The organism is Streptomyces kebangsaanensis, assembly GCF_001906585.1.
In the GTDB taxonomy this organism is placed as follows: domain Bacteria; phylum Actinomycetota; class Actinomycetes; order Streptomycetales; family Streptomycetaceae; genus Streptomyces; species Streptomyces kebangsaanensis.
The window spans coordinates 115,976-129,284 of sequence record NZ_JUJA01000167.1; the positions used below are offsets into that span (position 1 = coordinate 115,976).

12 protein-coding genes and 1 pseudogene are annotated in these 13,309 nt (G+C 71.7%); 9 read left to right on the forward strand and 4 right to left on the reverse strand.

Features of this window, described 5'->3' with window-relative positions; translation table 11 throughout:
* Positions 1-788, reverse strand: a 788-nt coding sequence (locus tag RH94_RS35305; RefSeq protein WP_234426302.1) for a dihydrodipicolinate synthase family protein, incomplete at its 3' end; no start/stop codon positions are given.
* Positions 785-1,453, reverse strand: a complete 669-nt coding sequence (locus tag RH94_RS35310; RefSeq protein WP_107428900.1) for a GntR family transcriptional regulator — start codon at positions 1,451-1,453, stop codon at positions 785-787. The genes RH94_RS35305 and RH94_RS35310, both read right to left, overlap by 4 nt.
* 213 nt (positions 1,454-1,666) lie before the next feature.
* Between RH94_RS35310 and RH94_RS35315 the strand changes: the two are divergent.
* Positions 1,667-2,866, forward strand: a pseudogene (locus RH94_RS35315) (MFS transporter); the annotation flags it as partial.
* On the opposite strand, the gene RH94_RS45655 reads toward RH94_RS35315, so the two are convergent.
* Positions 2,838-4,001 (reverse strand): hypothetical protein, encoded by a 1,164-nt coding sequence (locus RH94_RS45655; RefSeq protein ID WP_073952381.1) that lies wholly within the window; start codon positions 3,999-4,001, stop codon positions 2,838-2,840. The pseudogene RH94_RS35315 and the gene RH94_RS45655 sit on opposite strands and share 29 nt — an antisense overlap.
* Positions 3,998-4,939 carry a 5-dehydro-4-deoxyglucarate dehydratase gene (locus tag RH94_RS35325; protein WP_073952382.1) on the reverse strand — a complete coding sequence of 314 codons (942 nt, stop codon included), beginning with the start codon at positions 4,937-4,939 and terminating at the stop codon, positions 3,998-4,000. Before RH94_RS35325 ends, RH94_RS45655 begins: the two co-directional genes overlap by 4 nt.
* Before the next feature lie 286 nt (positions 4,940-5,225).
* On the opposite strand from RH94_RS35325, the gene RH94_RS35330 reads away from it, so the two are divergent.
* From RH94_RS35330 to RH94_RS35365, 8 genes are all read left to right on the forward strand, one after another.
* Positions 5,226-6,035 carry an NAD-dependent epimerase/dehydratase family protein gene (locus RH94_RS35330; RefSeq protein WP_073952383.1) on the forward strand — a complete coding sequence of 270 codons (810 nt, stop codon included), beginning with the start codon at positions 5,226-5,228 and terminating at the stop codon, positions 6,033-6,035.
* A gap of 291 nt (positions 6,036-6,326) precedes the next feature.
* Complete coding sequence (locus tag RH94_RS35335; protein WP_073952384.1) at positions 6,327-7,097, forward strand: DeoR/GlpR family DNA-binding transcription regulator; 771 nt, start codon at positions 6,327-6,329, stop codon at positions 7,095-7,097.
* Positions 7,098-7,204: 107 nt separating this feature from the next.
* Positions 7,205-8,572 carry an ABC transporter substrate-binding protein gene (locus RH94_RS35340; RefSeq protein WP_073952385.1) on the forward strand — a complete coding sequence of 456 codons (1,368 nt, stop codon included), beginning with the start codon at positions 7,205-7,207 and terminating at the stop codon, positions 8,570-8,572.
* Complete coding sequence (locus tag RH94_RS35345) at positions 8,569-9,513, forward strand: carbohydrate ABC transporter permease (protein WP_073952386.1); 945 nt, start codon at positions 8,569-8,571, stop codon at positions 9,511-9,513. The genes RH94_RS35340 and RH94_RS35345 overlap by 4 nt, the downstream gene beginning before the upstream one ends.
* A complete protein-coding gene (locus RH94_RS35350) occupies positions 9,513-10,379 on the forward strand; it encodes a carbohydrate ABC transporter permease (protein WP_073952387.1) in 867 nt (288 codons plus the stop codon). The genes RH94_RS35345 and RH94_RS35350 overlap by 1 nt, the downstream gene beginning before the upstream one ends.
* On the forward strand, positions 10,376-11,365 hold the full coding sequence (locus RH94_RS35355; protein ID WP_073952388.1) for a zinc-dependent alcohol dehydrogenase family protein: 990 nt from the start codon (positions 10,376-10,378) through the stop codon (positions 11,363-11,365). The genes RH94_RS35350 and RH94_RS35355 overlap by 4 nt, the downstream gene beginning before the upstream one ends.
* Before the next feature lie 82 nt (positions 11,366-11,447).
* Positions 11,448-12,650 (forward strand): TerD family protein, encoded by a 1,203-nt coding sequence (locus RH94_RS35360; protein ID WP_199881139.1) that lies wholly within the window; start codon positions 11,448-11,450, stop codon positions 12,648-12,650.
* Positions 12,651-12,697: 47 nt separating this feature from the next.
* Positions 12,698-13,282, forward strand: a complete 585-nt coding sequence (locus RH94_RS35365) for a TerD family protein (protein WP_073952390.1) — start codon at positions 12,698-12,700, stop codon at positions 13,280-13,282.
* Positions 13,283-13,309: the final 27 nt, after the last annotated feature.

Consider the following 13,309-nt stretch of genomic DNA (forward strand, 5'->3'; position numbering starts at 1 on the left):
ACGGTGACGTTGTTGGCCGAGCCGTTGGCGGCGCGCAGCTCCTCGAAGCGGCGGATCTGCTCCCAGACCTTCATCGCGGCCGGGTAGTCGCCGGACCTGAGCGACTCCAGCATGTTCCGGGAGACCGCCGGGGCGACGTTGACCAGGCCGGAGGTGAAGCCGGTGGCGCCGGCGGAGAAGTAGGAGGGCGCGTAGGGCTCGGCGAGGCCGGCGACCCACACGAACCTCTCCAGGCCCGCGTCCCGGGCGAAGGCGGCGAAGTGGGCGGCGTCCGGGACGGAGTACTTGACGCCGATGACGTTGGGGCAGGCGTCGGCGAGTTCGGCCAGACGGGCGCCGGACAGCCGGGCGTTGCGGATGTAGGGGACGACGCCCAGCTCGGGCACGGCCTCGGCGATCGCGCGGTGGTAGTCGACCCAGCCGCCCTGGGAGACGTAGGGGTGGACGGGCTGGTGGACCATGACCATCCGGACGCCCAGCTCGCGGGCGTGCTGGGCGGAGGCGACGGCGGTGGGCACGTCGTGGCCGACCCCGACCAGGATGTTCGCCCGGTCTCCGGCCTCCTCCACGGTCGTCTCGGTCACCAGTTTCCGCTCCTCGGGGGCGAGGGCGTAGAACTCGCCGGTGTTGCCGTTCGGCGTGAGGGTGGTGACGCCGCCGTCGAGCAGACGACGCAGCAGGGCCCGGTAGGTGGCGGTGTCGACGGTGCCGTCCTCGGTGAACGGGGTCACCGGGATCGCCACCACGTCGGCCAGGGCCGCCCGCTGGGTCTCGAACGTCGTTGTCATGCCTGACCGTCCTCTTCCTGGGCCGTCGGCTCCGCGTGCGGATAGGCCCGTTGCACGAACGACGCGATGTGGGCGTGGAGGGCGCGGGCCGCACCGTCGGCGTCGCCCTCCAGGGCGAGCCGCAGGATCTCCCGGTGCTCGGTGGCCTCCCGCTCCCAGGAGGGGTCGGCGGACCAGGCGACGGCGGAGACGAGGGCCGCCTGGTCGCGGACCTCGTCCAGCATCCGGCCCAGCAGCGGGTTGCCGCAGGGCAGGTAGAGGGCGCGGTGGAACTCGCGGTTGGCGAGGGAGCGTTCGGCGGTGTCCGCGGCCTCGTCGGCCCGCTTGAGCGCGTCGCGCGCGGCGTCCAGGGAGGCGCCGCGGCGCACCGAGCGCCTCAGGGCCTCCGGCTCCAGCAGCAGCCGCACGTCGTAGACCTCGCGCGCCATGTCCGCGTCCACCTCGCGCACCGTGACGCCCTTGTACTGGCTCATCACGACCAGCCCGGTGCCGGCCAGGGTCTTCAGAGCCTCGCGCACCGGGGTCTTGGACACCCCGAACTGTGCGGCGAGCTCGGTCTCGACCAGGGCCTGACCGGGCGTCAACAGCCCGGTGAGGATGCGGTGTTTGATCCCCTCCAGCACGACCTGCGTGCGCGAGGGAATCGGCGTGGGCACAGAGGTCATGCGCGCCTCTCGGATCTCACATATCGCGTCTCATATATGACGTACGAAGTACGACGCGTCGAAGGTAAGAGGGGCCTGAGGTTTCGTCAATGCTTCTGACAGAAGAAAGTCGGGATGCCGGACGGCAGCCGGCGGATCCCTGTCCGAACGGTCCGGCGTATACGGAATCCGCCTCATCCGCGGGGTGGGGTCTTGGAGCGACGATCTGCGGACATGACGACAACCGACTGGACCCTGGTACGGGTGCTGCGCGACCGCCGGGCGGCGCTGTGTCTGGCCGCGGTGATGGTGTCCGGCTTCGGCACCTCGGCGCTGTGGCTGGCCTCCGGCGTGTGGGTCAAGGACCTCACCGGCTCGAACGGACTGGCCGCGCTGTGCCTGCCGGCGATGTGGGCGCCGGCCCTGGCCGGCCCGGCACTCGGCACGCTCGCCGACCGCGTCCGCCGCGGCCCCCTGCTGATCGGGGCGAACCTGCTGCTGGCGGCGCTGCTGCCGATCCTCTTCACCGTCGGCTCTCCCGGCCGCGTCTGGCTGCTGTACGCGGTGCTGTTCGTCTACGGCGCCACGGGTGCGGTGGAGGACGCGGCGCAGTCGGCGCTCGTCGCCACCGCCGTCGACCAGAGGCTGCTCGGCGACTTCAACGGGCTGCGCATGACCGCGAACGAGGGTATGAAGCTGCTGGCCCCACTGGCGGGCGCGGGCCTGTACACGGCGTACGGAGGCCCGTTCGTCGCCCTGCTCGACGCGGCCACGTTCCTGCTCGCCGCGGGCCTGTACGCGCTGCTGCGCGTCCGCGAGGACAAGCCGCGCCGGCCCGGGGGCTCCTGGCGCGAGCGGACCGCCGAGGGCGCCCGCCATCTGTGGTTCCATCCGCGGCTGCGGCCGCTGGTGCCGGCCGGCGGCGCCACGATGCTGCTCACCGGCGTGAACGGCGCGCTGGTCTACGCCGTCGTCGACGGCCTCGGCCGCGCGCCCGCGTACGCCGGGGTGCTGTACGCCGTCCAGGGCGCCGGGTCGGTCGTGACCGGCCTCGCCTCGGGCACCGCCCTGCGCCGCCTGGGCGGCCGCCGCTTCGCGGCCTGCGGCATCGCCCTCACGGCGGTCGGAGTGGCCCTGCGCGCGATCCCGTCCGACCCGGTGGCCCTGGCGGGCAGCGCGGCGATCGGCGCGGGCCTGCCGTGCGTACTGATCGCCGCGCTCACCGCCGTACAGCGCGGGACGCCGGAGGAACTGCTCGGCCGGGCGGCCGCCACGGCGAACACGCTGCTCTTCGCCCCCAACGTCGTCGGTCTGGCCGCGGGTGCCGCCCTGGTCGGCGCCGTCGGCCTCCCGCTGCTCCTGGCCCTCCTGGGCCTGGGGCTGCTGGGTACGTCATTGCCCCTTTTCAGAACGCCGCCAGCGCCGAGCGTGCCGCCGTCAGATCCCCGTCCGACGCCAACCCGGCGTGATACAGGCGCAGTTCCGTCGCCCCGAGGCCCCGTGCGCGGGCGGCGTCCTCGGCGAGGGTGCCGGGGCTGCCGCCCATGCCGGAGACGATCGTGAAGTTGGCGGCCAGGACGGTGTCCGGGCGGGCGTGTTCGGCGAACGGGGCCAGCGGGCCGGAGCCGCCCGTGCACGGCACCACCACGCCGTCCGCCACGGACAGGACGTGCGCGGGGTCCACGCCGGCGTTGGCGCCGCAGTGGTAGGAGACCGGGTCGGCGTGCAGCAGCACCTGGAAGCCGGCCGGGGCCGCCGCGCGGACCGCCGCCACCGCCGCCTCCTGCAGGGTGCGGGCCGTGGTGTCGCGCCACGCGCGCGTGGTGGCCGCCGTCGTCCCGCCGAGGAGTTTCTCCACGCCGGCCCAGCCGCCGTCCGAGGGCGCCCCCTGCCACACCGGCTCCAGGGCGGTGCGTACGGCGTCCCCCAGCTCGTCGGGGTCGAGGCCCTGTCCGGCGTAGCCGGCGCGGCAGGCGGGGCAGAAGCACAGGGACATCAGGTACTGCCCGGCGTCCCCCAGGCCCACCCCGCCGGTCTTGTCGTGGGCGTGCAGGTGGGCGAGCCCGTACCAGCCGAGGGACTCCAGTTCGGTGCCGCGCGCGCCGGGGCGGACGGCCGCCTCGGCGGCCAGGTCGGTCAGGTACGCGCGCGTGGCGGGCTGGGCGATGCACGGCGCCCACGGGTAGCGGTCGCCGTAGGCGTTGACGACGGAGGTGTCCGGATGCTCGGCGCCCAGGCGGGAGTTGTGCGCGAGGACGACCCAGGTGTGCACCTCCAGGCCGGTCCCGGCCAGGGCCGCCGCCGCCTCGCCGTAGGCGTCCCCGGGCGCCCAGCCGCCGGCCGGGTACGGGCGCAGTGCCCGGCCCGCCCAGCGGTCGTCCGCCGGGTACAGGACCGCCGCGTGCTCGGCGGTGACCACGCGGTGGCGCGGGTGACGGGGGGTCAGCGCGCGCGTGGAGTGGTAGGCGGCGGCGAGGGTGGCCTGCCGTACGCCGAGCGCGGCCAGGCGTCCCGGCGCCTCGGGGTCGCCGTTGACGTCCCAGGGGTAGACGAAGGCCGAGGTCTTCACGCGTCCTCCTCGAGCAGCGCGTAGCCGCGTTCGATCAGCTGGGCGAGCTGCTTGACGTGGTCCTCGGCCGGTTCGTGCAGCGGCGGCCGTACCTCTCCCACGTCAAGACCGCGCAACCGTACCCCGGCCTTGACCAGGGAGACGGCGTATCCCCGCCCCTGGGCGCGCAGTTCGACGAACGGGCGGTAGAAGCCGTCCAGGAGCCGGTGCGCGGTGGCCTCGTCGCCCTCGCGGAGCGCCGTGTGGAAGGCGAGGGCGATCTCGGGGGCGAAGCAGAAGACGGCGGAGGAGTACAGGGTGATGCCGATGCCGCGGTAGGCGGGCTGGGTCAGCTCCGCGGTCGGCAGGCCGTTGAAGTACAGGAAACCTTCGGGGACTTCGGCGCGTACGGCGCTCACGATGCGCTGCATGAGGTCCAGGTCGCCCAGGCCGTCCTTGAGGCCGACGATCCCTTCCGTGCGGGCGAGTCCGACGACCGTCCGCGGGGTGAACACCGCGTTGTCGCGCTGGTAGACGACGACCGGCAGGGCGGTCGCGGCGGCCACCTCGCGGTAGTGGCGCAGCAGCCCTTCCTGGCCGGCGACCACGAGGTAGGGCGGCATGGTGAGCAGCCCGTCCGCCCCGGCCTCCTCCGCGAGCCTCGCGTAGCGCACGGCGAGCGCGGTGCCGTATCCCGTCCCCGCGACGACCGGGACCCGCCCCCGGGTCACCTCGACGGCCGCGCGGACGCACCGCTCGTACTCCTCGGGGGTGAGTGCGTGGAACTCCCCGGTGCCGCAGCAGGCGAACACGGCGGCGGCCCCGGCCTCGACCCCGCGGCGCACGTGGGCGCGGTAGGTGTCGAGGTCGACGGAGCCGTCGGGCGCGCAGGCGGTGACGGGGAAGAACAGCGGCCCGCTGGGGATGCTGAGGCGTTCGGCGAGAGGGGCTGACGTCACGGGCTCTCCCTGGGGCAGGCGCGCACACGGGAACAGTCACTCACGGCGGTGCACGTTTCTGATCGATGTCCACATGCCTGAACACGACCACGCTAGGGGCCCCCGTCCGGGCCGGTCAAGCGCGCAAACCGGCAACACGGCGGCGAATTTCACCACTTCACGGCACACTTGACGAGGCGTGACCGCTGTTCATAGCGTGTCCACGCATGTGAATCGCGTCCATGCATGCGGCCCGGCCGGAGCCGGAGAACGCCCCGGCGAAAGCCAGAGAACAAGGAGACCGAGGATGCCCGCTCCCCGCACCGTTCTGCTCACCGGCGCCGCCGGCGGGCTCGGCACCCTGATGCGGGGCCTGCTGCCCGACCACGGCTACGAGCTGCGCCTCCTCGACATGCGGCCGATCGAGGGCGAGCCGGACGCGATCGTCGCCGACCTCGCCGACCGGGACGCGCTGCGCGAGGCCGTACGGGGCGTCGACGCGATCATCCACCTCGCGGGCATCTCCCTGGAAGCCCCCTTCGAGAAGATCCTCAGGGCGAACATCGAGGGCACGTACCACCTGTACGAGGCGGCCCGCGAGGAGGGCGTCCGCCGGATCGTCTTCGCCTCCTCCAACCACGTCGTCGGCCACACCCCGCGCCCCGCCCCCGGCGAGCCGCCCGTCCCGGTCGAGACCCCGCGCCGCCCGGACACCTTCTACGGCCTGTCCAAGTCCTTCGGCGAGGACCTCGCCCAGCTCTACTGGGACAAGCACGGCCTGGAGACGGTCTCGGTGCGCATCGGCTCCTGCTTCCCCGAGCCGACCAGTGTGCGGATGCTCTCGATGTGGATGAGCCCCGCCGACGGCGCGCGCCTGTTCCACGCGGCCCTGACCGCCGAGGACGTCGGCCACACCGTCGTCCACGGCGCCTCCGCCAACACCCGGCTGTGGCTGGATCTGACCAGTGCGCGGGCGCTCGGCTACGAACCGCGGGACGACTCCGAGCGTTACGCCGAGAAGCTGATCGCCGAGCAGGGCGAGCTCGACCCGGACAACAGGGCACAGGCCTACATCGGCGGCGCTTTCGTGACGGATCCGCCCATCTGGCCGTACTGACACGCCACCAACACGCCGCCGAAGCGGCGGAAAACCGACGCAGCCGGGGGCGGGCGGGCACCGAACGGGCCCGCCCGCCCCCGCATTCGGGCATCGGCGCCGCCCGCTCCCACGCCCCGGGCCACCCCCGTGCAGGTCCGAGGCGGGCACCGCCCGAGCCGAACGGGCGCAAACGGGCAATAGCGAACCCATAACAAGCCTGGTCAGAACCGCGTACCCGCTGTAGAACATCCGGCAAGGGCCGCACCGGGCCCGAACGGGCAGCGAGATCAGGAAGCGGGTGGTCGACCCATGAGCCACGGGACGGCCGAGGAGCGCCAGCGCGAGATCGTACGGTTGGCGCGTGCCACCGGCTCGGTCGACGTCACCGCGCTCGCCGCCGACCTGGGGGTGGCCAAGGAGACCGTACGACGGGACCTGCGCGCCCTGGAGGACCACGGTCTGGTGCGCCGCACCCACGGAGGCGCCTACCCCGTGGAGAGCGCCGGCTTCGAGACCACCCTGGCCTTCCGCGCCACCAGCCACGTACCCGAGAAGCGCCGGGTGGCGACCGCCGCCGCCGAACTGCTCGGGGACGCCGAGACGGTCTTCGTCGACGAGGGCTTCACCCCGCAGCTCATCGCCGAGGCCCTGCCCCGGGACCGGCCGCTGACCGTGGTCACCGCCTCCCTGCCGGTCGCGGGCGCGCTCGCCGGGACCGGCACCGTCTCCGTGCTGCTGCTCGGCGGCCGGGTCCGCTCCGGCACCCTCGCCACCGTGGACCACTGGACGACGAAGATGCTGTCCGGTTTCGTCATCGACCTGGCGTTCATCGGCGCCAACGGCATCTCCCGCGAACACGGTCTGACCACGCCCGACCCGGCGGTCGGCGAGGTGAAGGCGCAGGCGGTCAGGGTCGCGCGCCGGGTGGTGCTCGCGGGCGTCCACACCAAGTTCGGGGCGGTCAGCTTCTGCCGGTTCGCCGAAGTCGGCGCGTTGGAGGCGATCGTGACGAGCACCTTGCTCCCGGCGGCCGAGGCACACCGCTACTCCCTGCTCGGGCCACAGGTCATCCGGGTCTGACCGCCGAACCGCCCGGCACCCCGCAGAACCCCGCCTTCCACCCGCCCCGCGAGGCACCCTCGTCCCGCACAAGTCCCCATTAGTGTCAACATATCCTGGAGTACCCCATGCGAACCCAGAGCCGACGCTCGCCACGGACCCTCTTCGCCGCGGCGGCGGTAGGGACGCTGATCGCTCCGCTCGCCGCCTGCTCGGGCGCCGGCGGGTCCGGATCCGCCGGCGGCAGCTCCATCAACGTCCTGATGGTGAACAATCCGCAGATGGTGGAGTTGCAGAAGCTGACCGCCGCTCACTTCACCAAGGACACCGGCATCAAGGTGAACTTCACCGTCCTGCCGGAGAACGACGTCCGTGACAAGATCAGCCAGGACTTCGCCAACCAGGCCGGGCAGTACGACGTCGCCACCCTGAGCAACTACGAGATCCCGATCTACGCCAAGAACGGGTGGCTGCACTCCCTGGACGCCCACGTCGAGAAGGACACCGCCTTCGACCAGGCCGACATCCTCCCCCCGATGACCCGGGCGCTCACCGCGGAGGACGGCAAGCTGTACGGCGAGCCGTTCTACGGCGAGTCCTCCTTCCTGATGTACCGCAAGGACGTCCTGGAGAAGGCGGGCCTGACCATGCCGGACAAGCCCACCTGGAAGCAGGTCGCCGACCTGGCCGCCGAGATCGACGGCTCCCAGCCCGGCATGAAGGGCATCTGCCTGCGCGGACTGCCGGGCTGGGGCGAGGTCATGGCGCCGCTGACCACGGTGGTGAACACCTTCGGCGGCACCTGGTTCGACAAGGACTGGACGGCACGCCTGGACTCCAAGGAGTTCAAGGAGGCCACGCGGTTCTACGTCGACCTGGTCCGCAAGCACGGCGAGGCCGGTGCCGCCCAGTCCGGCTACGCGGAGTGCCTGAACAACATGACCCAGGGCAAGACGGCCATGTGGTACGACGCCACCGCCGGAGCCGGCTCCCTGGAGGCCGACGGCTCTCCGGTCAAGGGAAAGATCGGCTACGTCCCGGCCCCGGTCGAGAAGACCGACGGCTCGGGCTGGCTCTACACCTGGGCGTGGGGCATCCAGAAGGCGTCCAAGAACTCCGAGGACGCCTGGAAGTTCATCTCCTGGGCCTCCGGCAAGGACTACGAGAAGCTCGTCGGCGAGAAGGCCGGCTGGTCCAACGTGCCGGCCGGCAAGCGCGCCTCGACCTACGACATCCCGCAGTACCGCGAGGAGGCCGCCGCGTTCGCGGACGTCACCCGGGACGCCATCGCGAACGCCAAGCCCGAGGACCCGGGCGTGCAGCCCCGGCCCGCGCCCGGCATCCAGTTCGTCGGCATCCCCGAGTTCACCGACCTGGGCACCAAGGTCTCCCAGGAGATCAGCTCCGCCATCGCCGGACGCCAGTCGGTGGACAGCGCCCTGAAGAAGGCCCAGAAGCTCGCCGAGGCCGTCGCCGAGAAGTACGAGGGGTCATGACCCTGACGTCACCGGCCCGCGCCGCCGCCGTCTCCGGACGGCCGGCGGCCCGGCGCCCGAACCGCATGCGCGCCTGGGCCACCCGGGCGCCCCTGCTGCCGGCGCTGATCTTCATGATCGTCGTCACCCAGCTGCCCTTCGTGGCCACCCTGGTGATCTCGTTCCTCGACTGGAACGCGCTCTACCCCGACCAGCGCCGCTTCGCCGGATTCGCCAACTACGGCGAGGTGCTGAGCAACCCCGAGCTGCGCACGTCGGTGGGGACGACCATCCTGCTGACCGTCACCGTGGTGCTGGTCAGCCTGCTGCTCGGCCTGCTGCTGGCGCTGCTGCTGGACCGCCGCTTCCGCGGCCGGGCCGCCGTGCGCACCATGCTCATCGCGCCGTTCCTGCTGGTGCCGATCGCCGCCGCGCTGATGTGGAAGCACCTGCTGTTCAACCCGGAGTACGGGCTGTTCAACGGCATCCTGCACGCCATCGGCGGGGACGGGGCGGTCCAGCCGGACTGGATCTCCGAGATGCCGCTGATGGCGGTGGAGGCCGCGCTGATCTGGCAGTGGACCCCGTTCATGATGCTGATCCTGCTGGCCGGACTGCAGAGCCGCGACTCACAACTGATCGAGGCGGCCAGGATGGACGGGGCGAGCGACTGGCAGATCTTCGTGCACATCACCCTGCCGCATCTGCGCCGCTACCTCGAACTCGGCGTGCTGCTCGGCTCGATCTACATCGTGCAGAACTTCGACGCGGTGTTCACCATCACCTCCGGCGGCCTGGGCACCGCGAACCTGCCGTACACGATCTACCAGACCTTCTACCAGGCGCACGAGAACGGCCTCGCCTCCGCGGCCGGCGTCATCGTCGTGATCGGCTCGATCATCCTGGCGACCTTCGCGCTGCGCGTGGTGTCGTCGCTGTTCCGTGAGGAGGTGTCCCGCTGATGGCCACCGTCGCCACCACCGCCCCGCGGCACAGCAGGCCGCGCGGCCGGTTCCGGGGGGCAGCCCTGGGCGTTGTCGCCTGGCTGGCCGGACTCGTGTTCGTGCTGCCCATGCTCTGGATGGTGCTGACGTCCTTCCACTCCGAGGCGGACGCGGCGACCAACCCGCCGTCGGTGGCCGCCGCGCTGACGTGGGACGGCTACCGCGAGTTCTTCGGGCTGACCGGCGGGGCCAGTCCCTGGCCCGCGCTGATCAACTCCATGACCGCCTCGCTGGTCTCCACCCTGCTGACCCTCCTCCTCGCGCTGCCCGCCGCGTACGCGCTGTCCATCCGGCCGGTGAAGAAGTGGACCGACGTCCTGTTCTTCTTCCTGTCCACCAAGATGCTGCCCCTGGTGGCCGCTCTGCTGCCGATCTACCTGTTCGCGAAGAACACCGGCCTGCTCGACAACATCTGGGCGCTGGTCATCCTCTACACGGCCATGAACCTGCCGATCGCGGTCTGGATGATGCAGTCCTTCCTGTCCGAGGTCCCGGTCGCGATCATCGAGGCCGCCCAGATCGACGGCGCCCGGCTGCCGACCGTGCTCGGCCGCGTGGTCGCCCCGATCGCCCTGCCCGGCATCGCGGCGACCGCCCTGATCTGCTTCATCTTCAGCTGGAACGAGCTGATGTTCGCGCGGGTCCTCACGGGCGTGGTCGCCGAGACCGCCCCCGTCTTCCTCACCACCTTCATCACCAGCCAGGGCCTGTTCCTGGCCAAGGTGTGCGCCGCGTCGCTCGTCATCTCCCTGCCGGTGCTCGCCGCGGGGTTCGCCGCCCAGGACAAACTCGTCCAGGGCCTGTCGTTGGGAGCCGTGAAATGAAGGCCGCCGTCATCGAGTCCGTGGGCAGGGCCGTCGTCGCCGAGGTCCCGGACCCGACGCCAGGGCCGCGCGAGGTCGTCGTCGAGGTCGCCGCCTGCGGCCTGTGCGGCACGGACCTGCACATCCTCCAGGGCGAGTTCGCTCCCGAGCTGCCCATCGTGCCGGGCCACGAGTTCGCGGGCGAGGTGGTCGGCGTCGGCACCCGGGTCACCGAGGTGTCGGTCGGCGACCGGGTCGCGGTGGACCCCTCCCTGTACTGCTACGAGTGCCGCTACTGCCGCGACGGCCGGAACAACATGTGCGAACGCTGGGCCGCGATCGGCGTCACCACGGCGGGCGGCGCCGCGCAGTACGCGGTCGCCCCGGTGGCGAACTGCGTGAAACTGCCCGAGCACGTGCGCACCGAGGACGCGGCCCTGATCGAGCCGCTGTCGTGCGCGGTGCGCGGCTACGACGTGCTGCGGTCGCGCCTGGGCGCGCACGTGCTGATCTACGGCTCCGGGACCATGGGCCTGATGATGCTGGAGCTGGCCAAGCGGACCGGCGCGGCGAGCGTGGACGTGGTCGACGTGAACCCGGCCCGGCTGGAGACGGCCCGGCGGCTGGGGGTGTCGGCGTCGGCGGCGGGCGCGGACGAGCTGGACCGGCCGCAGGGCTGGGACGTGGTGGTCGACGCCACCGGCAACGCGGCGGCGATCCAGGACGGCCTGGACCGGGTGGCGAAGGCGGGAACGTTCCTGCAGTTCGGGGTGGCCGACTACGCGACCCGGGTGACGATCGACCCGTACCGCATCTACAACCAGGAGATCACCATCACCGGTTCGATGGCGGTGCTGCACAGCTTCGAGCGGGCGGCGGAGCTGTTCGCGAACGGGGTGCTGGACCCGGAGGTCTTCATCAGCGACCGGATTCCGCTGGAGCGGTACCCTCAGGCGCTGGAGCAGTTCGCCTCGGGGGTGGGGCGGAAGATCGTCGTGCTCCCTTAGAGGACCGGCCGGGGTGTGTCACCGGTTCGGCAGGTAAGGGAACGGCAAAGCGCACTCGCTCGTTATCTCCCACATGACAGTTATGACCCCCGGCTCGAACATCCCTCTGGCCGCCGCGCGCGTGACGGTGGACGTCGCCGCTCCGGTGCGGCTCGACGTATCGGGCCTGCTGCTCACGGGCGACGGCAAGGTGCGTTCGGACGACGACTTCATCTTCTACAACCAGCCGTCCGGGCCGGGTGTGACGTACCGCTCGGGCGGCGGTGCGGCGCCCGACGCGATCACCGTGGACACCGCCGCCGTGCCGGCGGGCATCGAGAAGATCGTGGTCACCGCCAGCCCGGACGCCGCCGGGCAGACGTTCCAGGGCATCGAGCCCACGGCCACCCTGCGCGACGCGGACAGCGGCTCGGTGCTGGCCACGTTCACCCCGCCGCGGCTCGGCACCGAGACGGCGCTGGTGGTGATGGAGATCTACCTCCGCAACGGCCAGTGGAAGGCGCGGGCCGTCGGCCAGGGGTACGCCGACGGGCTCGCGGGCATCGCGACCGACTTCGGCGTGACGGTGGAGGAGCCGGCGCCCGCCCCGGCCGCTCCGCCGCAGCCGGTCGCCCCTCCGCACCCGGGCACCCCTCCGCAGCCCGTGGCCCCGCCGCCGCCCGCCATGCAGCCCCGGGTCACCCCGCCCGCGCCCGCCCCCGGCACCGGGAAGGTCAACCTCGACAAGGGCCGGGTCAGCCTGCAGAAGAACCAGACCGTGTCCCTGGTCAAGGGCGGCCGTCCGCTGCTCTCACGGGTCAAGATGGGCCTCGGCTGGGAGCCGGCGTACCGCGGCGCGGACATCGACCTGGACGCCTCCGTCATCGCCTACGGCCCGCAGCGCAACCACATCGACAGCTGCTACTTCGGCAAGCTGACCATCCTCAACGGCGCGATCAAGCACTCCGGTGACAACCTCACCGGTGAGGGCGCGGGCGACGACGAGGTGATCGTGGTCGACCTCGGGCACCTGCCCCAGGAGGTGACCGGGCTGGTGTTCACCGTGAACTCGTTCTCCGGCCAGAAGTTCAACCAGGTCGCCAAGGCCTACTGCCGCCTCCTGGACGCCACCACGGAGGAGGAGCTGGTCCGCTTCGACCTCACCAACGCCGAGCCGCAGACCGGTGTGATGATGGCCAAGCTCATCCGGCAGTTCACCGGCGAGTGGGAGATGACGGCCATGGGCGACTTCGTCAAGGCCCGCACCGTACGGAACATGGTGAAGCCGGCCGCCCAGGCGCTGTAGGACAGAATGCGTCTGTCGCCAGTACCTTCACAGAGGATGACCCACGCATGATCATGCTGACGAAAGAAGACGGCCCGGCGGACCTGGACGGTGTGACCCACATGTCCATCGGGGTGTCCTGGGACCCCACCGCGGGCGCCAGCGGCGGGGTGCTGGGCAAGCTCCGCCACAAGGCCGGCACCGACCTCGACCTCATCGCCATCGCCATGCAGGGCGGGGAGCCGGTGCGCCTGGCGGGCCTGGACTCGCTGGACCCCATGGGCAACGGCTCCCTGCTGCACAGCGGTGACAACCAGACCGGCCACGGGGACGGCGACGACGAGACGGTGACGGTCGAGTTCGCCCGGATACCGCCCCACATCACCTCGATCGTGTTCATCGCCTCCGCGTTCAAGAAGAACAGCTCCTTCCAGAAGGCGCGCAACATCAGCTTCAAGGTGTACGACGCGACCGGGGGCAGCTCCCAGCAGGTCGCCGAGATCTGGCCGAGCCTGCTCACCCAGGACAACGGCTGCGCCGTGGCCAAGGCCGTGCGGGTCGGCGGTTCCTGGAAGCTGCAAGTGATCAATGAGACGGGGAAGATCAAGCAGGGCGACGAGCACGCCCTGATGCGGTTCGCCATCAGCAAGTGACGCGACACCCGCGGCCCGCACCGGACC